Source organism: Streptomyces sp. NPDC033216, assembly GCF_055577115.1.
In genome coordinates, this window is the sequence record NZ_JBVIQK010000013.1 from 120,035 (window position 1) to 142,764 (window position 22,730).

At 70.6% G+C, this 22,730-nt stretch carries 25 protein-coding genes; 1 reads left to right on the top strand and 24 read right to left on the bottom strand.

Annotated features, from left to right (window positions below; genetic code table 11):
- Positions 1 to 237: 237 nt before the first annotated feature.
- From rlmN to rpsB, 6 genes are all read right to left on the bottom strand, one after another.
- Positions 238 to 1,344 carry a dual-specificity RNA methyltransferase RlmN gene (rlmN, locus tag ACZ5Y0_RS23580; RefSeq protein ID WP_469130664.1) on the bottom strand — a complete coding sequence of 369 codons (1,107 nt, stop codon included), beginning with the start codon at positions 1,342 to 1,344 and terminating at the stop codon, positions 238 to 240.
- A 466-nt stretch (positions 1,345 to 1,810) separates the two neighbouring features.
- Positions 1,811 to 3,034: a phosphatidate cytidylyltransferase gene (locus ACZ5Y0_RS23585; protein WP_469130665.1), complete on the bottom strand. Its 1,224-nt coding sequence runs from the start codon at positions 3,032 to 3,034 to the stop codon at positions 1,811 to 1,813.
- Complete coding sequence (gene frr / locus ACZ5Y0_RS23590) at positions 3,034 to 3,591, bottom strand: ribosome recycling factor (protein WP_073499094.1); 558 nt, start codon at positions 3,589 to 3,591, stop codon at positions 3,034 to 3,036. Before frr ends, ACZ5Y0_RS23585 begins: the two co-directional genes overlap by 1 nt.
- 195 nt (positions 3,592 to 3,786) lie before the next feature.
- Entirely contained in the window at positions 3,787 to 4,551 is a 765-nt protein-coding gene (gene pyrH / locus ACZ5Y0_RS23595) for a UMP kinase (RefSeq protein WP_469130666.1), read from the bottom strand.
- A gap of 185 nt (positions 4,552 to 4,736) precedes the next feature.
- Positions 4,737 to 5,573 carry a translation elongation factor Ts gene (gene tsf, locus ACZ5Y0_RS23600; protein ID WP_366059832.1) on the bottom strand — a complete coding sequence of 279 codons (837 nt, stop codon included), beginning with the start codon at positions 5,571 to 5,573 and terminating at the stop codon, positions 4,737 to 4,739.
- 155 nt (positions 5,574 to 5,728) lie between these two features.
- Complete coding sequence (gene rpsB, locus ACZ5Y0_RS23605) at positions 5,729 to 6,652, bottom strand: 30S ribosomal protein S2 (RefSeq protein ID WP_469130667.1); 924 nt, start codon at positions 6,650 to 6,652, stop codon at positions 5,729 to 5,731.
- A 340-nt stretch (positions 6,653 to 6,992) separates the two neighbouring features.
- Here rpsB and ACZ5Y0_RS23610 point away from each other — a divergent pair, with 340 nt between their 5' ends.
- The gene (locus ACZ5Y0_RS23610) at positions 6,993 to 7,598 is read left to right on the top strand and encodes a murein hydrolase activator EnvC family protein (RefSeq protein ID WP_469130668.1); all 606 of its coding nucleotides are present in this window, start codon (positions 6,993 to 6,995) and stop codon (positions 7,596 to 7,598) included.
- Between the two features lie 20 nt (positions 7,599 to 7,618).
- On the opposite strand, the gene ACZ5Y0_RS23615 is transcribed toward ACZ5Y0_RS23610, so the two are convergent.
- The 18 genes from ACZ5Y0_RS23615 to proS form a co-directional block, all read right to left on the bottom strand.
- Positions 7,619 to 8,173, bottom strand: coding sequence for a TetR/AcrR family transcriptional regulator (locus ACZ5Y0_RS23615; RefSeq protein ID WP_469130732.1), 555 nt, complete (start codon positions 8,171 to 8,173; stop codon positions 7,619 to 7,621).
- 105 nt (positions 8,174 to 8,278) lie between these two features.
- On the bottom strand, positions 8,279 to 9,112 hold the full coding sequence (gene whiG / locus ACZ5Y0_RS23620) for an RNA polymerase sigma factor WhiG (protein ID WP_469130669.1): 834 nt from the start codon (positions 9,110 to 9,112) through the stop codon (positions 8,279 to 8,281).
- A 289-nt stretch (positions 9,113 to 9,401) separates the two neighbouring features.
- Positions 9,402 to 10,562: a DNA-processing protein DprA gene (dprA, locus tag ACZ5Y0_RS23625; protein ID WP_469130670.1), complete on the bottom strand. Its 1,161-nt coding sequence runs from the start codon at positions 10,560 to 10,562 to the stop codon at positions 9,402 to 9,404.
- Positions 10,559 to 12,172, bottom strand: coding sequence for a YifB family Mg chelatase-like AAA ATPase (locus tag ACZ5Y0_RS23630; protein ID WP_469130671.1), 1,614 nt, complete (start codon positions 12,170 to 12,172; stop codon positions 10,559 to 10,561). Before ACZ5Y0_RS23630 ends, dprA begins: the two co-directional genes overlap by 4 nt.
- Positions 12,173 to 12,574: a YraN family protein gene (locus ACZ5Y0_RS23635; protein WP_469130672.1), complete on the bottom strand. Its 402-nt coding sequence runs from the start codon at positions 12,572 to 12,574 to the stop codon at positions 12,173 to 12,175.
- Positions 12,575 to 12,651: 77 nt separating this feature from the next.
- Positions 12,652 to 12,960: a DUF2469 domain-containing protein gene (locus tag ACZ5Y0_RS23640; protein WP_003965949.1), complete on the bottom strand. Its 309-nt coding sequence runs from the start codon at positions 12,958 to 12,960 to the stop codon at positions 12,652 to 12,654.
- Between the two features lie 56 nt (positions 12,961 to 13,016).
- A complete protein-coding gene (locus ACZ5Y0_RS23645; protein WP_469130673.1) occupies positions 13,017 to 13,541 on the bottom strand; it encodes an NUDIX hydrolase in 525 nt (174 codons plus the stop codon).
- Positions 13,531 to 14,313 carry a signal peptidase I gene (gene lepB, locus ACZ5Y0_RS23650; protein WP_469130674.1) on the bottom strand — a complete coding sequence of 261 codons (783 nt, stop codon included), beginning with the start codon at positions 14,311 to 14,313 and terminating at the stop codon, positions 13,531 to 13,533. The genes ACZ5Y0_RS23645 and lepB (ACZ5Y0_RS23650) overlap by 11 nt, the downstream gene beginning before the upstream one ends.
- Positions 14,314 to 14,580: 267 nt before the next feature.
- Entirely contained in the window at positions 14,581 to 15,561 is a 981-nt protein-coding gene (gene lepB / locus ACZ5Y0_RS23655) for a signal peptidase I (protein ID WP_469130675.1), read from the bottom strand.
- Complete coding sequence (lepB, locus tag ACZ5Y0_RS23660) at positions 15,449 to 16,543, bottom strand: signal peptidase I (protein ID WP_469130676.1); 1,095 nt, start codon at positions 16,541 to 16,543, stop codon at positions 15,449 to 15,451. The genes lepB (ACZ5Y0_RS23655) and lepB (ACZ5Y0_RS23660) overlap by 113 nt, the downstream gene beginning before the upstream one ends.
- Entirely contained in the window at positions 16,536 to 17,270 is a 735-nt protein-coding gene (gene lepB / locus ACZ5Y0_RS23665) for a signal peptidase I (protein WP_469130677.1), read from the bottom strand. The genes lepB (ACZ5Y0_RS23660) and lepB (ACZ5Y0_RS23665) overlap by 8 nt, the downstream gene beginning before the upstream one ends.
- Positions 17,271 to 17,315: 45 nt before the next feature.
- A complete protein-coding gene (gene rplS, locus ACZ5Y0_RS23670) occupies positions 17,316 to 17,666 on the bottom strand; it encodes a 50S ribosomal protein L19 (protein ID WP_010353847.1) in 351 nt (116 codons plus the stop codon).
- 134 nt (positions 17,667 to 17,800) lie between these two features.
- A complete protein-coding gene (gene trmD / locus ACZ5Y0_RS23675) occupies positions 17,801 to 18,634 on the bottom strand; it encodes a tRNA (guanosine(37)-N1)-methyltransferase TrmD (protein ID WP_469130678.1) in 834 nt (277 codons plus the stop codon).
- Positions 18,634 to 19,224: a ribosome maturation factor RimM gene (gene rimM / locus ACZ5Y0_RS23680; RefSeq protein ID WP_469130679.1), complete on the bottom strand. Its 591-nt coding sequence runs from the start codon at positions 19,222 to 19,224 to the stop codon at positions 18,634 to 18,636. The genes trmD and rimM overlap by 1 nt, the downstream gene beginning before the upstream one ends.
- Positions 19,225 to 19,381: 157 nt before the next feature.
- On the bottom strand, positions 19,382 to 19,621 hold the full coding sequence (locus ACZ5Y0_RS23685; protein ID WP_005479813.1) for an RNA-binding protein: 240 nt from the start codon (positions 19,619 to 19,621) through the stop codon (positions 19,382 to 19,384).
- 5 nt (positions 19,622 to 19,626) lie between these two features.
- A complete protein-coding gene (gene rpsP, locus ACZ5Y0_RS23690) occupies positions 19,627 to 20,046 on the bottom strand; it encodes a 30S ribosomal protein S16 (protein ID WP_469130680.1) in 420 nt (139 codons plus the stop codon).
- A 329-nt stretch (positions 20,047 to 20,375) separates the two neighbouring features.
- Positions 20,376 to 20,972: a hypothetical protein gene (locus tag ACZ5Y0_RS23695; protein WP_469130681.1), complete on the bottom strand. Its 597-nt coding sequence runs from the start codon at positions 20,970 to 20,972 to the stop codon at positions 20,376 to 20,378.
- 320 nt (positions 20,973 to 21,292) lie between these two features.
- Complete coding sequence (proS, locus tag ACZ5Y0_RS23700; protein ID WP_469130682.1) at positions 21,293 to 22,708, bottom strand: proline--tRNA ligase; 1,416 nt, start codon at positions 22,706 to 22,708, stop codon at positions 21,293 to 21,295.
- Between the last annotated feature and the right edge of the window lie 22 nt (positions 22,709 to 22,730).

Consider the following 22,730-nt stretch of genomic DNA (forward strand, 5'->3'; position numbering starts at 1 on the left):
CCAGGAAGAGACGCGGCCCCGCCCGGGACCCGCGAGGGGTGCCCGAGCAGGGCGCAACAGCTCGAGTAGTGACCGAACTTCCTACCCAGAATGACCTGGGCGAGGTTCAGAGGGTCTGCGGCCCGGTTGCCGCACTCTCAGCGCTGTGGCGCTCCCCTGTCGGAATATGAAGATGTCTGGTTCATGAACCTGTCCGAGAACAGGACAGTGCTCAAGTCGGTACTTACGTCGGTCAGACTACCGCTCGGTGGCGGCGAGCTGACCACACGCCCCGTCGATCTCCTGGCCACGGGTGTCCCGGACGGTGACGGGTACCCCGTGCGCCGCGATGGCCTCGACGAACGCCTTCTCGTCCTCGGGCCGGGACGCGGTCCACTTGGAGCCCGGCGTCGGGTTCAGCGGGATCAGGTTCACATGCACGGGCCGGCCCTTGAGCATCCGCCCGAGCCGGTCGCCCCGCCAGGCCTGGTCGTTGATGTCGCGGATCAGCGCGTACTCGATGGACAGCCGACGCCCGGACTTCTCGGCGTACTCGAAACCGGCGTCCAGCACCTCGCGCACCTTCCACCGCGTGTTCACGGGGACGAGCGTGTCACGCAGCTCGTCGTCGGGGGCGTGCAGCGAGATGGCGAGCCGGCACTTGAAGCCCTCGTCGGAGAACCGGTTGATCGCCGGAACCAGCCCCACGGTCGAGACGGTGATCCCGCGCTGCGAGAGCCCCAGCCCGTCGGGCGCGGGATCGGTGAGCGCGCGGATGGAGCCGACGACCCGCTTGTAGTTGGCGAGCGGCTCGCCCATCCCCATGAACACGATGTTGGACAGCCTGGCCGGCCCGCCGGGGACCTCCCCGTCGCGCAGCGCCCGCATCCCGTCCACGATCTGGTGCACGATCTCGGCGGTGGACAGGTTACGGTCCAGCCCGGCCTGCCCCGTCGCGCAGAACGGGCAGTTCATCCCGCAGCCGGCCTGCGAACTGATGCACATGGTGACCCGGTCCGGGTACCGCATCAGCACCGACTCCACGAGCGTGCCGTCGAACAGCCGCCACAGCGTCTTGCGGGTGGTCCCCTGGTCCGTCGACAGATGCCGTACGACCGTCATCAGCTCGGGCAGCAGGGCCTCGCGCAGCTTCTCGCGGGCACCGGCGGGAATGTCGGTCCACTCGGCCGGGTCGTGCGCGAACCGCGCGAAGTAGTGCTGGGACAGCTGTTTGGCGCGGAACGGCTTCTCACCGATCTCCGCCACCGCCTCCTTCCGCTCGGCGGGCGAGAGGTCGGCGAGGTGCCGCGGCGGCTTCTTGGCTCCGCGGGGGGCGACGAAAGTGAGTTCTCCGGGTGCAGGCATAACACGTCCAGTGTGGCAGATCATCCGCGGGACCCCAGGCCGGAGCGGGGTGGGGGTGGTCACCCGTGGGTGCCGGCTGTCAACCTTGGTCGGCTTCGGACGGCCCGGGGACGGCACCCGAAGAGGTGCGGCTGCGCCAAACTGGCGGCCCAGAGCGGCCCAGCGCCATCGAAGAGGTTCCGTAGTGCCGACAACGCGGCCAGGGCCCTGCTGTCGGCTCCGCCCGCTCATCCGGGTGCAGGCACAGCACGTGCGGTGGCGCAGACCGACTCGGGTGCCCGGTCGGCTCGGAACAGCCCGCCGATCACGCCGGCGCACCTCTTCGTCCGGTGCCATTCCTCCGCAGTACAGCTTCGGCCTGCGCCGCCCGTTCTGCGCGAGCGGCGGGTCACGCCACGAGCCCCCGTCCGCGGGGACGGGGGCTCGTGGGGCGGACTGGGGCTCGTGGGGAGGGCCGGCGCCCCCCTCAGCCGGACCCCACGAACAGCACCAGCAACAGCCACACCACCGGCGCGGTGGGCAGCAGCGAGTCCAGACGGTCCATGATGCCGCCGTGGCCGGGGAGCAGGGTGCCCATGTCCTTGATGCCGAGGTCCCGCTTGATCATGGACTCGCCGAGGTCACCGAGGGTGGCGCTGGCGGCGACCGCCAGGCCCAGCAGCAGGCCCTGCCACCAGGTGCCGTCCTCGATCACGAACTCCATGCACAGCGCGCCGACGACCATCGCGAACGACACCGCGCCGAGCAGCCCCTCACGCGTCTTGCCGGGGCTGATGCGCGGAGCGAGCTTGTGCTTGCCGAAGCGCCAGCCGACGGCGTACGCCCCGGTGTCGCTGACCACGGTCAGGAGCAGGAACGTCAAGACGCGGCGCGCTCCGTCGTCCGCGGTGAGCATCATGGCGACGAAGGTGGCCAGGAACGGGACGTAGAAGGCCGCGAAGACACCGGCCGTGACGTCCTTGAGGTAGCCCTCCGGCGGTTCCGTCATCCGCCAGACGAGGACCGCCAGCGCGGTCAGGGCCATGGCGACCCAGGCACCCTCGGCGCCGCGGGCGTACCCGGCGACGACCATGGCCGCGCCACCGACCGCGAGCGGCACCAGAGGAGCCTTGATGCCCTTGCGCTCCTGGAGACGGCTGGTCAGTTCCCACAGGCCGACGACGACGGCGACCGCGATGACGCCGACGAACACGGCCTTGACGACGAACAGCGAGGCGATGATCACCGCGCCGAGTCCGACGCCGACGCCTATGGCCGCAGTCAGGTCACGGCCCGCGGTCTTCTTCTGCGGGGCGGGTGCCGGCTGTGGTGCGTCGGGCATGGGCTCCGGATTCTGCGGCACCGCCGCAGGGGGCTGTGCCGACGGGGTGTCGTCACGGAACGTCCCCGCTGGGGACGTCTCGTTCCGGAACGTCCCGCCGTGGGGCCCGCCGCGGAACGTCTCGTCGCGGAACGGGGGGCCGCCCAGCCGAGCGGCCCCCCGGTCGTCGTCCTGGTCTCCGCCATGAGCCGGCACGTCGGGGACGATGGGCATGGGGCGAGTCTGCTGCGCCTCAGGCGCATCGTACGCGGGACCCGCCGAGGCAGCCCCCCGGACAGGTCCGTGCGGGACGGCCCCGTGATCGTTGGGCCCCCAGTACCCGGCCTGTGAACCGGCACGTGGCGGAGCGCCCCAGGAAGAGTCGTTCATCAGACCTCGAGCAGCTCCGCTTCCTTGTGCTTCAGGAGCTCGTCCACCTGCGCGACGTACTTCGCGGTGGTGTCGTCGAGTTCCTTCTCCGCGCGGCGGCCCTCGTCCTCGCCGACCTCGCCGTCCTTGACGAGCTTGTCGATGGCGTCCTTGGCCTTGCGGCGCACGGCGCGGATGGACACCTTGGCGTCCTCGCCCTTGCTCTTGGCCACCTTGATGTAGTCGCGGCGGCGCTCCTCGGTCAGCTCGGGGAACACCACTCGGATGATGTTGCCGTCGTTGCTGGGGTTGACGCCCAGGTCCGAGTCACGGATCGCCTGCTCGATGTTGCGCAGCGCGCTCTTGTCGAACGGGGTCACGACTGCCATCCGCGGCTCCGGCACGGAGAACGAAGCCAGCTGGTTGATCGGCGTCGGCGCGCCGTAGTAGTCGGCCACGATCTTGTTGAACATCGCCGGGTGCGCACGGCCGGTGCGGATCGCGGCGAAGTCCTCCTTGGCGACCACGACGGCCTTCTCCATCTTCTCCTCGGCCTCGAGGAGGGTCTCTTCGATCACCACTTGCTCCTGCGTGTCTTGAGTAGGCCCGGCTGCGGTTCCTGGCGGAGGCGGCGGCCGGCTGCGTCGCGTCTTCTTCCTGCACGGTTCCCGACCGGCAGGACATTGTCCATCCCCCGACCCGGGTCCGTCGCCCGGTCAGGTGCTGTCGTACGAACCGGGGTTCCTACGGACCGGACCGGGGAGTTGCACCGGTCAGGCCCGGCTGCCTTCCTCACTCACCAGCGTGCCGATCTTCTCACCCTTGACGGCCCGCGCGATATTGCCCTCGGCGAGAAGCTCGAAGACGAGGATCGGGAGCTTGTTGTCGCGGCACAGCGTGATGGCGGTGGCGTCGGCGACCTTCAGCTCGCGGGTGATGACCTCGCCGTAGCCGAGGGCGTCGAACTTGACGGCCTCGGGGTTGGTCTTCGGGTCGGAGTCGTAGACGCCGTCCACGCCGTTCTTGCCCATCAGGAGTGCCTCGGCGTCGATCTCCAGGGCGCGCTGGGCGGCGGTGGTGTCGGTGGAGAAGTACGGCATGCCCATACCGGCGCCGAAGATGACCACGCGGCCCTTCTCCAGGTGGCGCACGGCGCGCAGCGGGATGTACGGCTCGGCGACCTGGCCCATGGTGATGGCGGTCTGGACGCGGCTGTCGATGCCCTCCTTCTCCAGGAAGTCCTGGAGGGCGAGGCAGTTCATGACCGTGCCGAGCATGCCCATGTAGTCCGAGCGGGCCCGGTCCATGCCGCGTACCTGGAGTTCTGCGCCGCGGAAGAAGTTGCCGCCGCCGATGACCACCGCGATCTGCGCCCCGTCACGCACGACGGCCGCGATCTCGCGGGCGATCTTGTGCACCACGTCGGGGTCGACACCCAGGCTGCCGCCACCGGCGAAAGCCTCTCCGGACAGCTTCAGCAGGAAGCGTCCGCTCACGTTGCCGTCGTCGCTCTTGTGGGGAGCGTTGGTGGTGGTCATGGGAGATCCCGCCTCTTTCACGTGGTGCACATACGAAGAAGGCCACTGCCGGTGGGGTGTTCGCAACCCATGCGCGGCAATGGCCTCCTCGTCAGATCTGCTGTCGTCCGTCACACGCCAGGTGACGGCGTCCACGGACGACTGCTGCCGACCCTATCGGGCCGGGTGTCCGTCGCGGCACGGACTCAGATGCCGACCTTGATGCGCGCGAAGCGCTTCAGGGTGACACCGGCCTCGTCCAGGACCTTCTGCACGGACTTCTTGTTGTCCAGGGCGTACGGCTGACCGAGGACCGTGGCGTCCTTGAAGAAGCCGTTGAGACGACCCTCGACGATCTTGGCGATCGCGGCCTCGGGCTTGCCCTCGGCGCGGGTGGTCTCCTCGGCGATGCGACGCTCCGACTCGACGACCTCGGCCGGCACGTCCTCCTTGGAGAGGTACTTCGGCGCGAAGGCGGCGATGTGCTGGGCGATGCCCTTGGCGACCTCGGCGTTGGGCTTGTCCAGCTCGACGAGGACACCGATCTGCGGGGGCAGGTCGGGCATCGTGCGGTGCATGTAGACGGACACGTAGCCGTCCGCGAACTGCGCGAAGCGGTCCAGGACGATCTTCTCGCCCAGGTTGGCGTTGGCCTCGTCCACGAACGCCTGGACGGTCTTGCCGGGCTCGATCTCGGAGGCCAGCAGCGCCTCGATGTCGGCCGGGGAGGTCTTGGCGACGTGCTCGGCGATCGCGTTGGCGACGGCCTGGAACTTCTCGCCCTTGGCGACGAAGTCCGTCTCGCACTTCAGCTCGACGAGGACGCCGGAGGAGTTGTCGTCGGCGATGACCGAGACCACGGCGCCGTTCTCGGCGGAGCGGCCTTCGCGCTTGGCGACGCCCTTCTGGCCCTTGATACGGAGCGCCTCGACGGCCTTGTCGACGTTGCCCTCGGCCTCGTCCAGCGCCTTCTTGCAGTCCATCATGCCGGCGCCGGTGAGCTCGCGGAGCTTCTTGACGTCGGCGGCGGTGTAGTTCGCCATGAGTCTGTGAGTCTTTCTCGAAGTCTGGAAGATCGAAGATCTACGGGGTCATTGGCCTACATGGAGCTGTAGGGCCGTGACCCGCCGCTGACCTACGGGTGAACGGCGGGAGCGGACGTGATGTCACCGCTCCCGCCGTCGCACGGCCCGACGGGTCAGGCCTGCTCGTCCTCGGCGGCCGGAGCCTCGGCGGCCGGAGCCTCGGCCTCGGCGGCCGGGGCCTCCGCAGCCGGGGCCTCCTCGGCGGCGGGCGCCTCGGCAGCGGCCTCGGCCGGCTTCTCGGCGGCCTCGTCCGAGTCCGCCTTCTTCTCGCCCTCGAGCAGGTCGCGCTCCCACTCGGCCAGCGGCTCGCCGGCGGCCTTCTCGCCCTTGCCCTCGGTGGCGACACCGGAGCGGGAGATGAGGCCCTCGGCCACGGCGTCGGCGATCACGCGGGTGAGCAGGGTGACGGAGCGGATCGCGTCGTCGTTGCCCGGGATCTTGTAGTCGACCTCGTCGGGGTCGCAGTTGGTGTCGAGGATGGCGACGACCGGGATGTTGAGCTTCCGGGCCTCGCCGACCGCGATGTGCTCCTTCTTGGTGTCCACGATCCAGACGGCGCTGGGAACCTTGGACATCTCGCGGATACCACCGAGGGTCTTCTCGAGCTTGGTCTTCTCACGCGAGAGGACCAGGAGCTCCTTCTTCGTCAGACCCGACGCGGCGACGTCCTCGAAGTCGATCTGCTCGAGCTCCTTGAGGCGCTGCAGACGCTTGTAGACGGTCGAGAAGTTGGTGAGCATGCCGCCCAGCCAGCGCTGGTTGACGTAGGGCATGCCGACGCGGGTGGCCTGCTCGGCGATGGCCTCCTGCGCCTGCTTCTTCGTGCCGACGAACATGACCGTGCCGCCGTGGGCGACGGTCTCCTTGACGAACTCGTAGGCGCGGTCGATGTACGACAGCGACTGGAGCAGGTCGATGATGTAGATGCCGTTGCGCTCGGTGAAGATGAAGCGCTTCATCTTCGGGTTCCAGCGACGGGTCTGGTGACCGAAGTGGACGCCGCTCTCCAGCAGCTCCCGCATCGTGACGACGGCCATGGCCGTTCTCCTCGTTTTTCTCGGTTGTGCCGCGGGGACCGGACGATTCCCGCGCCTGACGCCCGCGATGCGCCGAGCCACGAAGGACCGAGGGGCGCAGATACCGGAATCCGACCGATGTCGGGGCCCCGGTACCGGGGCGTGCGAAGTCGACCCGGTGACCCGGATCGCCAGAAGAAGTGTACGGGACCCGCGGGGCGGCGGGTGACGCCGCTGTGCGACCGGGGAGTGGTCCACAGGTCCGCGCGGACCCGCCCGGTACGGGTGACGCCGCTGTCCACAACCGGGGAGTGGTCCACAGGTCCGGGCGCCGTCGGTCCGCGAGCGGGACGGTTCCCCCATGCGTGTCGTACGACTGCCCGCCCTGCTGCTGGGCCTCCTGTTCACGGCGACGGCCTCGACGGCCGGCGCGACACCCTCGCCGCCGCCCCCGGTCGCGACTCCGGCTCCGGTCGCGGCTCCGCCGCCGGTCGCGGTGCCGATTCCGGTCCCGGCGATCGCCCGGTCCTGGCCGGTAGGCACCCGCCCCGCGGTGGTACGCGGCTGGGACCCCCCGGCGTCCCCGTACGCCCGGGGCCACCGGGGTGTCGACCTGGCGGCCCCCGCCGGCGCCCCGGTACGGGCCGTCGCGGCGGGCCGGGTGCTCTTCGCGGGCCAGGTCGCGGGCAGAGGCGTGGTCTCCCTGGAACTGACGGGCACGGGCATCCCGCCCCTGCGCACGACCTACGAGCCGGTACGTCCGTCGGTCACCGAGGGCGACGAGATCAGCCCGGCCCAGACGATCGGCACCCTCGCCCCCGCGCCCTCCCACTGCCCCACCGCATGCCTCCACTGGGGCCTGCGCGGAGACGGGACCTACCTGAACCCGCTGTCCCTGCTCCCCGCATGGCTGGGAAGAAGGGCCCCGTCACGGCTGCTACCGGTACTGGGCGTGCCGTTGCCCTGATCACATGAAGGACGCGGGACCTACCCCCGAACCCCCCGCGTGACCATCCCCACCGCCGCCTCCGTCACCACGGACGGCTCCTCCACGCCCAGCTCGATCCTCCGCACAGCCGCGTCCACCACCCCCTGCACCAACATCGCCGCCAACCGCGGCTCCGCATGCCCCAGCTCCTCCACCGCCTCGACGATCATCGCCACGAGACCCCCGTGCGCGGCACGGATCTTCTCCCGTGCCCCCGCGTCCAGCTCGCTCGCCGAGATCGCCACCACGGCTCGGTGCCGCCGGTCCCCGACCAGCGCGAGCTGCCGCCGCACATACGCCTCGACCTTGGCCCCCGGCCCGTCCGCCGCGGCCATCGCCGCCCCGACCTCGGCCGCCCAGACGGGGAAGTCGACCTCGCACAGCTCCTCGACCACGGCCGCCCGTGACCGGAAGTACTCGTACACGGAGGAGCGTGCGAGCCCCGTCCGCTCGGCGAGGGCGGGGAAGGTCAGCGCCTCCGTACCGCCCTCGGACAACAGCGAACGAGCCGCGTCCAGCAGGGCGGCTCGCTGCATCGACCGGTGCTCGGCCACGGAGGCCGCTCGAATCCTTGGCACGTCAACCACTGTACGGACGCCGCACCCGCACGGGGAGTGGCTCCGCCCGCACGACCGCCGCACGGCCACGGTCCGCCCAGGTCAACGCCCGAAGCTCGCCAGCTTCGCGCGCAACTGGAGCACGGATTTGGTGTGGATCTGACTGACCCGGCTCTCGGTGACCCCCAGCACGTTGCCGATCTCGGCGAGGGTCAGCCCCTCGTAGTAGTAGAGCGTCACGACCGTCTTCTCCCGCTCGGGCAGCGTGTTGATGGCGCGGGCCAGGAACCGCCGCAGCTCCCGGTCCTCGGCCACCTCCACGGGGTCGTCCGCGGTGGTGTCCTCCAGCGTGTCCATGACGCTGAGGCCGCTCTCGCCGCCGACATGCAGCAGTTCCTCCAGGGCCACCACGTTGGCCAGCGACAACTGACTGAACACCGAGTGCAGATCGTCCACCGCGATACCCAGCTCGGCGGCCACCTCGACCTCCGACGGTGTCCGCCGGAGCCGCGCCTCCAGGGTGGCGTAGGCCCGTTCCACGTTCCGCGCCTTCTGCCGTACGGACCGGGGGATCCAGTCCAGCGCCCGCAGCTCGTCGATCATCGCGCCCCGGATCCGGGTGATCGCGTACGTCTCGAACTTGATCTCCCGCTCGATGTCGAACTTCTCGATCGCGTCGATCAGGCCGAACACCCCCGAGGACACGAAGTCCGCCTGCTCCACGTTGGGCGGCAACCCGACGCTCACTCTTCCCGCCACGTACTTCACGAGGGGCGAGTAGTGCAGGATCAGCTGCTCCCGCAGCCGTTCGTCCCCCGTCGCCTTGTACGACCGCCACAGCTCGTCGAGTGTCGAGGGAGCGGGCGGCCGCACGCCACCGTCACGGGCGGCTGGGGGGATCGCCGCCCGGTCGGACCCGGAGGTGTGCTGGGGCATTCGTCGCCTTGTGTCGTTCTGCCGTGATGTGCGCGCGGTGGGGGTGTCTGAAGTGAGCCGTCGGTCTGCTGTCGGTGGTGCCGAGTGGCCGGTCTGTGCCGTAATCCTCGTGAGCGTAGCGTGACTGGACTGTCGCGGTGTGCGTACAGCGTGTCTGACCCTGTCCGCAGATACGTTCCGCTGGGCGCCCCCGCGGGGCAGGGCGGTCGCCCTGCGTGACCGGCGGTCGCGTCAACTGCGGGCGTGCGCAAGGGGTTCGGCATTCCCCCGGACGGCCGAACCGCCTCGGTCAACACGGGCGTTCCCCCGCCCGGAGGGAGACCATCGCCTGGCGTGTCAACTTCCAGTCGTCGCCGTGTCGTTCGACGTAACCGAGCGCCCTGAGTTCGTACAGTCTCGCGATGGCGTCGTCCGTGGTGGTTCCGCCCTCGCGGGCGATCTCGGTGACCGCCGCGGCCCGCCGGCCGGGAAGCGCGGCCAGGACGCGCCGGGCGTCCGGCTCCAGCAGGTCGCGGGGCAGCACCGGGCCGCGCCGCTCCGGGGCCAGTTCTCCGATGCCGCCGACCAGTTCGACGACCTCCGCGGCGTCGGTGACCAGCACGGCTTCTCCACGCAGGAGCTCGTGCACCCCCGCCGACAGTCCGCTGGTCGCGGGCCCCGGGACACCCATCGTGTGCCGGCCCAGCCGCAGCGCGGCCCGCGCGGTCACGAGGGAACCACTGCGGTAGGCCGCCTCGACGACCACGGTGCCCCCGGTGAGCGCGGCGATGACCCGGTTGCGCAGGATGAACCTGCTCTGCGTGGGATGGTCCCCGGGCGGCAACTCCCCCACCACCAACCCCTGTTCCGCGATGCGGTCGATCAGCGCGGTGTGCCCGCGCGGATAGGGCCGGTCGACCCCGCAGGCCAGTACGGCGACGGTGGCACCGCCCGCGGCGAGCGCGCCCCGGTGAGCGGCGCCGTCGACTCCGTAGGCACCGCCGGAGACCACCACCCAGCCGCGCTCGGCGAGTCCGGCGGCGAGGGTGGCCGCCATGTGCGCGCCGTACTCGGTGCAGGCGCGGGCGCCGACGACCGCGACCGACCTGAGCGCCCACATCCGCAGGCTGGGCCGACCGCGGACCCACAGGCCCAGCGGCCGGGCGTCCCCGAGGTCGTCCAGCGGACCGGGCCACTCGGTGTCCCCCGGGCACACGAACCGCACTCCGGTCTCCCGGGCGACGGCGAGGTCCCGCTCGGGCTGGGCCCGGGCGGCCCGCGCCAGGATCCCGGCCCAACGCTGCTCGGTCACGCCGGGCAGGACCTCCCCGCCGTCCCGCAGCCGCCGCACCACCTCTCCGGCGCCGCGCTCACGCACCCAGCCGCCGCCGATCTCGTCGCCGGGTTCGAGCACCCGTGTGAGGAAGGCCCGCGCGAGCCGTTCCCCGTCCGGCTCGCCGGTGCCCCTCATGTCAGCGCTCCGAGCGCCATCGGCACGCCGCGCGGGACCCCCGTACGCAGTTGCAGGGCCAGGGCGACGTCCCCCGCGTCGGGCCGGTCGTGTCCGACGAGGTCGGCGACGGTCCAGGCGACGCGCAGGACGCGGTCCAGCCCGCGGGCGGTGAGCACCCCCCGCTCCAGACTCCGCTCGGCCTCCTCCATCGCGCCGGACACAGGATGCCAACGGCTGCGCAGCTCCCGTCCCGGCACCTCGCTGTTGGTGCGCCAGGGTGTGCCCGCCAGCCGGGCTCCCGCGCGCTCCCGTGCGGCACGGACCCGGTCGGCGACGGTCGCCGTGGAGTCGCCGCCGGGTCCGCGGTGGGTCAGCTGGGCCCGGCTGACCTGGTCGACCTCGACCCGCAGGTCCACCCGGTCGAGCAGCGGCCCGGAGAGTCGGGCCTGGTAGCGGCGGATCGCCGAGGGCGGGCACTCGCACAGGGTGTCGCGCTGCGAGAACCGGCCGCACGGGCACGGATTCGCCGCCAGCACCATGAGGAACCGCGCGGGAAACCGCACCACCCCGGCGCTGCGCGCGATCACGACGTGTCCCGCTTCCAGGGGCTGTCGCAGGGCGTCCAGGGCGTGGGTGCTGAATTCGGGGGTCTCGTCGAGGAAGAGAATGCCGCGGTGAGCCATCGACACGGCTCCGGGCCGGGCGATGTGGGGGCCGCCGCCGACGAGTGCCTGCATGGTGGCCGAGTGGTGCGGGGCGCAGTACGGGGGGACGTCGATGAGCGGCTTGCCCGGCGGCAGCAGCCCGGCGACCGAGTGGACGGCCGTGACCTCCAGGGACTCTTCCCGGCTCAGCCGGGGCAGGACGGCCGGCATGCGCTCCGCGAGCATGGTCTTGCCCGCTCCTGGCGGCCCTTCCAGGAACAGGTGGTGACCGCCCGCCGCGGACACCTCGACCGCCGTGCGCGCCGACCGCTGTCCCACGACGTCCGCGAGGTCGTGCCCGTGGTCGTGCGGGGCGGCACCGAGACCGTGCCCGCCGGTGCCGGGCATCCGCAGCCCGGCCATGAGCGGGTCCGGCCGTCCCGGCTCCTCCGGTTCCTCGTCGGGCACCGGTTCGTCGGCGAGGACGGCGATCAGCTGGCGCAGACTGCGCACCCCCAGCACGGAGACGCCGGGGACCAGGGAGGCCTCCGCGGCGGCGCACTCGGGCACCACCACCTGTTCGTAGCCGGCGTCCGCCGCGGCCAGCACCGCGGGAAGCATCCCGCGGACCGGGCGGACCCGTCCGTCGAGACCCAGCTCCCCGACCATCACGATGTCGGCGAGCACCCGCGGGTCGATCCGCTCGGCCGCGCCGAGCACGGCACTGGCGATGGCGAGATCGAAGCCGCTTCCGGCCTTGGGCACGGAGGCGGGGCTGAGGCCGACGGTGAGCTTCTTCTGCGGCCATTCACCGCCCGAGTTCACCACGGCCGCCCGTACCCGGTCCCGGCTCTCGCTCAGGCTCTTGTCGGGCAGCCCCACCAGCGTGAACGCCGCCACTCCGGGCTCCAGGTCGGCCTGGACCTCGACCACGACGCCTTCCACGCCCACGAGCGCCACCGAGCAGGTACGCGCGAACCCCATTCAGGCCACCCCCCGCACATGCTCGACGAGAGCGGCCCCGCGGCGGGGCAGGAGGACGCCGACCAGGTCGATGCGGACGCCGCCCGGCGGGGCTCCCCCGTGCGTCTGGATCCATCGCTCGGCGAGTCCGCGCAGCCGCTCGGCCTTCTCGGGCGTCACCCCCGCCATGGGGTGCTGGAAACCGCCGTCCCTGCGGGTCTTCACCTCGCAGAAGACCAGCACGTCGCCGTCCCGCGCGACGATGTCGATCTCTCCGGTCCTGCCGCAGCGCCAGTTGCGCTCCAGGACGGCCATCCCGGCGTCGGCCAGCCGCCGGGCGGCCAGCTCCTCGCCGTACCTGCCGAGTGCCCCTCGTGCCAGATGCGTGTTCATGTCGGCACCACCTCCGGCGCCCACGTTCACGCATCCCCGGCACCGGAAAGGATCTTGGTGCACAAGTCAGGGACTGTGGAAAACTCCGTCACCCCTCCGGGGGACGCTCACCCGCCCGGAAGCTCCAGATCGCTCTTGTTCAGCTCCTCGATGTTCACGTCCTTGAACGTGAGTACGCGCACCTGCTTCACGAACCGGGCCGGCCGATACATGTCCCAAACCCAGGCATCCGCCATCGACACCTCGAAGAACACCTCACCCTGGACCGAGTGCACCTGCATCTCGTAGTCATTGGTCAGGTAGAAACGCCGCTCGGTCTCGATCACGTATTTGAACAGACCGACGACGTCGCGGTACTCCCGGTAGAGCTTCAGCTCCATCTCGGTCTCGTACTTCTCGAGGTCCTCGGCGCTCATGGCATGTTCCCCTTCAGCCGTGCGATCCCCCCATTGTGCGCCAGTCCCGTGCGCCGCTAGACGATTTCCGTGTCAAGGGTCACGGGCCGGGCCGGAGGACCTTCGTCGAGCAGCCTGCTCAGCAGCCCGGCGAGTCTGGTCGGATACACCGTCTCATGTGCCTGGGTCAGTTCCCGGCACGTCCACCAGCGCGCTCCGGAGACGCTCCGCCGCTCCAGCTCGGTCAGGGCCGTCGCCCCGGTCGCGGTCACCGTCGTACGGGCCAGGTAGTACCACTCGTCCTGGTCCCAGCGGCGGCCCGCGAACGGGAAGGAGCACCTCCGGCGCCACAGCACCGGGCCGAGGTCGACCTCGGTGATGCCGGTCTCCTCCGCGAGTTCCCGCAGCGCGGCCTGTTCACGGGTCTCGTCGCCCTCCACGCCCCCACCGGGCGTGAACCACCAGTCGTCGGCCGGATCGTCCGGCTCATGACCGTGCAGCAGGAGGACGCGGTCGTCGGGGTCGAGAAGCACCACCCGGGCGACCTTGCGCAGTCCGCCCTCGTACGGGTCGACGCCCGCGTCCGTCGTCTCAGCGGGCACCGGCGGGCTCCCGGCGCGTGCCGGCGCGGCCCCGGGCGGCGCGCTTGGCGATCGGGCCGTACGCGCCGCCGCCGAGGACGAGCACCGCGCCGGCCACGATCAGCCAGCCGATCGTGCGCAGTGGGCCCGGCTCGGACAGCGCGCCCAGCGACGTGAAGCCGGTGGGGCGCTTGAGCATGCCGTTCATGGGCCATACGACGGCGTCCACGCGGGCCTTGACGGAACCGCGCGCGACCGTGCCGCTGGCGGCGTCCGTGAGGTGGGCGGTGGAGTCCAGGGAGCCCTGGCGTTCGTCGCCGAGCAGGAAGAGGCGGCCCTCGGGGACCTTCACGGTCGGGAAGTCCGTGATCTCGGCGAGGCTGCCCTCGGGCAGATACGGTTCCTCGATCTGCTTGCCGTTGACGGTCAGCTTGCCCTCGGTGCAGCAGGAGACGGTGTCCCCGCCGACCGCGACGACCCGCTTGACCACGGGCGCGTTGCTCGCCCACGTCTTGTCGGTGAAGACGACGACGTCACCGCGGCGCACCTCGTCACCGTCCACGACCTGGGCGAGGACCCGGTCACCGGCGTGGATCGTCGGCGTCATCGAGCTGGTGGGCACGGTGTACGGCCGGTAGATGAGCGCAGCCCAGCCGAATCCGCCGAGGAACAGCGCGAGGCCCAGCGCGACGGCCACACCGGACAGAACGTGTCCGGTCCGGCTGCCCACCGGGCCACTGCTGGTGCCACCGCCGTTGTGCGGGGCCGTCCGTGTCGTGCTCTCGCCACCCATGGATCCGCACCCTACCGGGCGGTACCGAGCCGGGTCAGCCCCTCGTCCCGGCCCGTGCCGTGGCTTGAGGAAGGGTTTGCCCAGCCCCTCCCCAGGTCCCCGGCGGATCACCGGTCCCCATGCGGATCGGCGGAATCCCCTGGCGGATCCACCGGACCCGAGCCGGTCAAACCGGTCCCCCGAGCGGTCAAACCGGTCCCCCGAGCGGACCAACCGGTCCAGGGGCGGATCAGCCGGTCCAGGGCGGATCGCCGGGTCCTGGCCGGATCAGCGGGTCTCGGCCACGTCGGTCCGCCGGCGGCGCCACAGGACCACCGGGACGACACCGACGAGGGCGACGCTCTGCGGCGCGACCGTGAGGGCGGCCGAGGCCGCCGACCGGGTCTTGAGACCGTCCTGGTCGAAGGTGTCCGGCACCGGCAGCGTGCCCCAGCGGTTGATCGGCCAGGCCTTGACGATGGCGCGGCCGACGACCTGGTCGACGGGGACCATGCCGTGGTTCTTGTCGGACTGGTTGTAGCGGGAGTCGCGCGAGTTCTGGCGGTGGTCGCCCATCACCCAGATGAAGCCCTCGGGGACCTTCACCGTGAACTGGCCGCCCTGGTCGTCCATGCTGCACGGGGTGTTGCCCGGGTACACGTACGGCTCGTTCAGCGCCTTGCCGTTGACCCTCAGCGGGCCGGTCTTGTTACAGGAGACGGTGTCACCGCCGACCCCGATCACCCGCTTGATCAGGTCCTTCTCCTCCACCGACGGCATCAGGCCGATCCAGCTGAGGAAGGTCTGGATCGCGTTCGGCTCCGCGGTGGGCTCGCCGGCGAGCCAGGCGTCCGGGTCGTGGAAGACGACGACCTCGCCCCGCTCGGGCTCGGAGCCGAACCACGGGGTGAGCTTGTCGACGAGGACGCGGTCGCCCTCCTGGAGGGTGTTCTGCATCGAGTCGGAAGGGATGGAGAACGCCTGCACCAGGAACGTCTTGATCAGCAGCGCCAGGACGAGCGCGATGCCGATCAGGATCGGCAGTTCCTTCCAGAAGGAGCGCGGCTTCTTCGCCCTGGGGGCCCCGTCACCGGAGCCCTCTGCCGTCACGGGAGGCTGACCGTCCCCGGGCCCGTCGTCTCCGGCCGCCGGGGCATCACTCCCGGAGGTCACAGCGCCGTCCGCGGCCGGACCGGCCGCGTCCACGGGGTGTCCGCGGTGCTCCTCGCCGTCGTGCCCCGACCGTGCGCCAACCGCCACATCCCCCACGCCAACTCCTCACTCTGTGCCGCTGCCTGCCCCACATGCGGCGCAGGCCCACCACTCCCATAACGAGCGGGAGTTCCGCAGGGCTCGGGAGTCGGATCGTTCCGTTCGGATCGTCGGGGGCAACCCTATGCGACCCGTCGGACTGCGCGGTCGCCCCGGACGCCGAGTCGGTCACGGAGGAAAAGGTTTGCGGTTCCTTGAGGGAGTTCCAGTGGCCCAGTGGCCAGGCGATGACCATGGCGCGACCCACCACCCCGTCCTCGGACACCGTGCCGCCGTACTCCGTGTCCTGGTGGGACCGGGAGTCCGCGGAGTTCTCCCGGTGGTCGCCCATCACCCACAGGCGTCCCTCAGGAACGGTGATGTCGAAGGGTGTGAGCGAGGGGGCGTTGGCGGGATGGAGATAGTCCGCCTCGTTCAGGGGGACGCCGTTGACGGTGACCCGTCCCTGCGTGTCACAGCACTGGACGTGGTCGCCGCCCACGCCCACGACCCGCTTGATCAGGTCCTTCTCGTCGTCGGACGGCAGCAGACCGATGAAGGTGAGTCCTTCCTTGATCTGCTTGACGACGATGGGGTCCTCCTTCTTCGTGGTGGGCTGCTCGTCCTTGAGCCAGCCGCCGGGGTCCTTGAAGACGACGACGTCCCCGCGCTGCGGCCTGGAGCCGAACCACGGGGTGAACTTGTCGACCAGGACCCGGTCGCCGATCTGGATCGTCTGCTCCATCGAGCCGGACGGGATCACGAAGGCCTGCACCAGGAAGGTCTTCAGGACGAGCGCTATCAGGACGGCGACACCGACGAGCAGCGGGATCTCGCGGACGGCGCTGCGCCTGCGCTTGCGCTTGACCTTGCGCTGGAGCTTGCGCCGCTCCGCGCGCGTGCGGCCGCCGGCGGGGCCGGCGGCGCGCCGGACGCCGGTGGGCAGGAGGTTGTCCGCGGCGCTGTCGGACACGCCGCGGGGCTTGCCACGGTTACCCATGGGCGCCCGCCGGGTCCGGCTCGGTGCCCGCCCCCGGGACGCGCGCGTAACCGCTGGGGCGGTGCAGGCGGGTGAGGTGGGCGAAGGGCCACACGATCCAGTCGGCCCGGCCGATCACGACGTCGACGGGAATCATGCCGCCGCCCGGCGAGCCGAGATGGTCGCGGGAGTCGCTGGAGTCACTGCGGTGGTCGCCGAGAACGAACAGGGTGCCCTCGGGCACCACCACGTCGAAGGGCACCGTGGACGGGCTGTCGCCCGGATACAGGAACGTCGACTCGTCGACCGGCCGGCCGTCCACCTGGATCCTCCCCTCCTTGTCGCAGCAGACCACGTGGTCTCCCCCCACACCGACGACGCGCTTGATGTAGTCGGCGTCCCCGAAGTACCCGGTGCCGTCGAACACCACGACGTCGCCGCGCCGCGGCTCGGCACCGAAACGGTACGCCAACCTATTTACGAGCACGCGGTCACCGATCCTCAATCCGTTCTCCATGGATCCGCTGGGAATCTGGAACGGTTTCACCACGAAGAGATTGAGGAGCAGCGCGAACAGCAGGCAGATCGACAGGGTCAGACTGATCCACCCGCCCGGCACCCAGTCCGTGATCCGCGCCACCAACGCGAAACGCGACCGTTCCTCCGATCCCTCCGGGTCCGGGATCGCTCCGGGATCGGAAGGGCGGGAGGAGCGGTCGCGCTCCGTCGGCTGAGCTTCGGTGTCCATCGGGGCCAGATGCTATCCGGCCCCGCCATGAACTCCTGAAGGCGCTCAGTTGTCGCGCTTCTCCTTGATCTTCGCGGCCTTGCCGCGCAGCTCACGGAGGTAGTACAGCTTGGCGCGACGCACGTCACCGCGGGTGACCAGCTCGATCTTCTCGACGATCGGGGTGTGCACCGGGAAGGTGCGCTCGACGCCGACGGAGAAGGAGACCTTGCGGACCGTGAAGGTCTCGCGGACACCGGCGCCCTGACGGCGGATGACTACGCCCTTGAACTGCTGCACACGGGAGCGGTTGCCCTCGATGACGCGGACGTGGACGTTGACGGTGTCACCCGGGCGGAAGGCCGGGACGTCGCTGCGCAGCGACGCGGAGTCGACGGTGTCGAGCAGGTGAGACATTTCGTCTGCTTTCCTCGTTGATGCCACAGGTCATCAACGGAAACTAGGAGTTCTGAAGGGGAGTGGTGCACATCGGGGCGGGCGTCATGTCCCCCTGTGGCAGGGGCGCACGCCGGACGGCGCACAACAGCGACCTATTGTTCCACGCCGTCGGTCCTGCGCCAAAATCGGCCGTACGGCTCACCGTCGGGGTCAGGTGACCAGCCCAGGATCGAGAGCATCTCACGGTCCTTCTTGTCGAAGGCCTTGGGGTCACAACGCTCGATCAGGTCGGGCCGGTTGGCCGTCGTACGCCGCAGGGCCTCGTCACGGCGCCAGCGGGCGATCTTCCCGTGGTGGCCGCTGAGCAGCACCTCGGGGATCTCCCGGCCGCGCCAGGCGGGCGGCTTGGTGTAGACGGGGCCTTCCAGGAGGCCGGCCATGGCGCCGGGCGCGAAGGAGTCGTCGCGGTGGGACTCGGCGTTGCCGAGCACGCCGGGCAGCAGCCGGGCCACGGCCTCCGTGACGACCAGGACGGCCGCCTCGCCGCCGGCCAGGACGTAGTCGCCGATGGAGATCTCGTACACGGGGATGCGGGTGGCGTACTCGTCGATGACGCGCCGGTCGATGCCCTCGTAGCGGGCCGGGGTGAAGATCAGCCACGGCCGCTCGGAGAGTTCGACGGCGAGTTCCTGGGTGAAGGGCCGGCCGCTGGGGGTGGGGACGACGAGCGCGGGGGCGTGCGCGCCCTGCTCGTAACCGTCGGCGAGGACGGTGTCGAGGGCGTCGCCCCACGGCTCCGTCTTCATGACCATGCCGGGGCCGCCGCCGTAGGGGGTGTCGTCGACGGTGTTGTGCCGGTCGTACGTCCACCGCCGCAGGTCGTGCACCTGGACGTCCAGTTGCCCCCGCGCGCGTGCCTTGCCGACCAGGGAGACGTTCAGCGGGTCGAGGTACTCCGGGAAGATCGTGACGACGTCGAGACGCATCAGGAGCCGTCCCCGGTCTCGTCGGCGGTCCCGTCCAGTTCCTCGTCCGCGCTCTCGTCCCGCGCGGAGGCGATCTCGGCGCGGTCGTCGATGAGGCCGGGCGGCGGGTCGATGACCGCCCGCTGCTCCTCCAGGTCGATCTCGACGACGATCGCCTCGACGAAGGGGATCATCACCTCGCTCCCGTCGGCCCGCTCGACGATGAAGAGGTCCTGGGAGGGCAGGTGCGAGATCTCCGTGATCCGTCCCACCTCGACGCCGTCCGTCGTCACCACGTCCAGGTCCATGAGCTGGTGGTCGTAGTACTCGTCCTCCTCCTCGGGGAGCTCCTCCGGGTCCACCTCGGCGATCAGGAGGATGTTGCGCAGGGCCTCGGCCGCCGTGCGGTCGGTGACTCCCTCGAAGCGCAGGAGGAGACGGCCGCTGTGCACCCGGCCGGTCTCGATCGTGAGCGGACCCTTGGCGGCGGGGTCCGTGGCCAGTACGGCGCCGGGGGCGAGCCGCAGTTCCGGCTCGTCGGTGCGGACCTCCACGGTGACCTCGCCCTTGATGCCGTGGGCGCGGCCGATCCGTGCGACTACGAGCTGCACTGTCGAAGATCTCCTGTCGTACCTGTCGTACCTGTCGTACCTGTCGTACCTGTCATGCCTGGCGTACGTGTGTACCTGTCGTCACGACCGCCGTAACGACTGCGGGCCGGGGACGGCCCAGTGGCCCTCCCCGGCCCGAGCCGGTGCTGCTGACGCGTCAGCGGACGTGGTCGACGTCGACGAGGTCGACGCGGACACCGCGGCCGCCGATGGCGCCCACGACGGTGCGCAGAGCGCGTGCGGTGCGACCGTTGCGGCCGATCACCTTGCCGAGGTCGTCCGGGTGGACCCGGACCTCGAGCACCCGCCCACGGCGCAGGTCGCGCGAGGCGACCTGCACGTCGTCGGGGTTGTCGACGATGCCCTTCACGAGGTGCTCAAGCGCCTCTTCGAGCATGGTGCTCAGGCCTCGGTCGACTCGGACTCAGCCGCGGCCTCGTCCTTCTTCTCAGCCTTCTTCTTCTGGGTGATGGCCTCACCCTTGCCCGCGTCGTCGCCGCCGAGGGCCTCGAACGACGGGCGCGCCTTCTTCGGCTCGGCGACGAGCAGCGGAGCCGGGGCGGGCTCGCCCTTGAACTTCTGCCAGTCGCCGGTCTTCTTCAGGATGGCGAGGACGGGCTCGGTCGGCTGCGCGCCGACACTCAGCCAGTAGGCCACGCGGTCGGCGTCGACCTCCATGACCGACGGGTTGTACGTCGGGTGGTACTTGCCGATCTCCTCGATCGCACGACCGTCACGACGGGTACGGGAGTCGGCGACGACGATGCGGTAGTGAGGCGCACGGATCTTGCCCAGACGCTTCAGCTTGATCTTGACTGCCACGGGAGTCAGTTCTCCTGGATTGACGTGGTTGGGCACGGCAGATTGCCGCGTGGGGTTGCGGTACCCGAGTGCCCGATGGACGCGTCAGCCGGAGGAGAGAGGGGTCCTGTGCGGCTGTCGAGTACAGCTGGCCATTCTGCCACACCCTGAGGGCCCTCCTGAGCCGTGGGTTCACCGGGGCATGCGGCAGCAGCACCCGGCGCCACGATCGCCCACGGCGGCCGTGCGTCAGGTGCGCGTGCCGCGCCGCGGGGAGCCGTCGGGTGACGGCTCCCCGCGGCGTCCGTCGGACCGGCAGCCACGAGATGCCGGTACGTCCGCGCCCGCGGTCACGCCGCGCCCATGACCTCCGGGATACGGAACGGCTTGCCGCAGCCGCCGCACACGATGGGAGCCTGGGCCAGGACCGACGGCACGACCCGGACGTTGCGCCCGCAGTCGCAGACGGCCTTGACGCGGACGCCGCCACCGGAGGAGCCGTGCCGGGCGGCCGGGCCTCGGAAGGCACGAGTCGTCTCGGCGGTGGTGGCGGCCATGTGGGCCTTGAGTGCCCGCTGGAGGCGCTCGATCGTCGGGCGGTAACGCCGCTTTGCCTCGGGGTTGAGCGTGACCAGCGAGAAACCGCTGCTGGGATGCGGTTCCTCAGGGTGGTCGAGGCCCAGTTCCTCGGCGATCGCGAGGAAGCGGCGGTTGTGGTAGCGGCCGGCGCGGGAGGTGTCGCGGACGCCGCGGGCTGCGGCGATGCCATGGACTGCCTCATGAAGCAGTCGCTCGAAGGAGAGTTCGTGACCGCAGGCGGACGACGACTCCCCGATCAGTGACTCTGGCGCGGCAAGGTCCGGCAGCTCGGGGTGGTACCGCTGAATGTCGGCCCACGCCTGTGCCAGCTCTGCGGCGAGAACAGGTGGTGTCTGTGTCGTGCTCACGTAATGACAACGAGCGGGGGTGCCCCTGTGTTCCTATTCCGGGGCATCCCAAATAATTTGCACTTACCCGTCAGTTGCCGCTGATGTGTCGTGACGAGGGCGGGTGCGCTGATCTGCGGAGAAGCCTCACAGCTCCTACCAAGCTGGTGCGTAGTCCTGCATACGCCCGCCCGTCTCCGGTCACTGCACTCGACCGGGGGCCGACGGACCACCCCGGCGGGCGGAAGGAGTCCACGTGCCGGGGAGGAAGGGTCGGCCGCGGCGCGAGCAGCGTCTCGGTCGCTCTCCGGGCGTCGCTCTCCCGGACCGGGGGCACCGACTCAGTAGGCGCGCGCGACCACCGCGACGTTACCGGGCGCGTTCTCGTCCTCCGGCACCGACCCGTCCTCGGCGACCAGACACCGTACGGTCGCCGCCTGCGCGGCCAGCCTGTTCTCGCCGTCCTCGCCGAGTGTGGCCCAGGGGACGCGGGCCCAGCCCCCGGCGGCGGCCACCTCGACGGCCTCGGCGAGCGTCGACACGTCCGTCGTGCGGGACTCACGGCGCTCCCGGGCCTGCCTGAGCAGCAGCGCCTGGTCCTCCTCCAGGAGCGCGGGCAGCATGCCGGCCAGCGCGTCCAGGGCGACCGGCTCCTTGCCCCCCGGAATGCGCCGGGCCAGCATCGCCGTACCGTTCTCCAGATCGCGCGGGCCGATCTCGACGCGGACGGGGACGCCCTTCAGCTCCCAGTCGACCGCGCGCCGCCCGAACGGCGTGTCGGTGCGGTCGTCGACGTGGACACGGATCCCGGCCGCCTTCAGCCGGTCGCCGACCTCGCGGACCTTGGCAAGAACCGCCTCGTCGCCCTTGATCGCGAGGACGACGGCCTGGATCTGCGCCAGCCGGGGCGGGACCCGTAGGCCGTTGTCGTCGCCGTGCATCATCACCAGGGCGCCGATCATGCGGGTCGTCGAGCCCCAGGAGGTCTGCCAGACCAGTTCCTGCGCACCGTCCTTCGAAAGGTACGAGGTGTTGAAGGCCTTGGCGAAGTTCTGTCCCAGCTCGTGGCTGGTGGCCATCTGGAGGGCCTTGCCGTCGCCCATCATGCCTTCGAGCGTGAGGGTGTTGATCGCGCCGGCGAACCGCTCCTTGGCGGTCTTGCGGCCGGCCACGACGTCCATGGCGAGGACGTTCACCATGAAGTCCTCGTAGACCCGGCGGTGGATGCGCGCGGCGAAGTCGCGGGCTTCCTCGTACGTGGCGTGCGCGGTGTGGCCCTCCTGCCACAGGAACTCCGTGGTGCGCAGGAACAGCCTGGGCCGCAGTTCCCAACGCACCACGTTGGCCCACTGGTTGATGAGCAGCGGCAGGTCGCGGTAGCTCTGCACCCACTTCGCGAAGTAGTCGTTGACGATCATCTCGGAGGTGGGCCGGACGACCGCCGGCTCCTCCAGCTCCTTGCCACCGCCGTGGGTCACCACGGCCAGCTCGGGCGCGAAGCCCTCGACATGGTCCGCCTCGCGGGCGAGGTAGGACTGCGGGATCAGCAGCGGGAAGTACGCGTTCTGGGTGCCCGTGTCCTTGATGCGGGCGTCCATCTCCGCCTGCATCCGCTCCCACAGCCCGTAGCCGTACGGTCGGATCACCATGGTGCCGCGCACCGGTCCGTTGTCGGCCAGTTCCGCCTTGGCGATCAGATCCTGGTACCAGCGGGGGAAGTCGTCCGCCCGCGGGGTGAGAACGGGTGCCTTTGCCATGGCGCGATGGTACGGGCCCGGG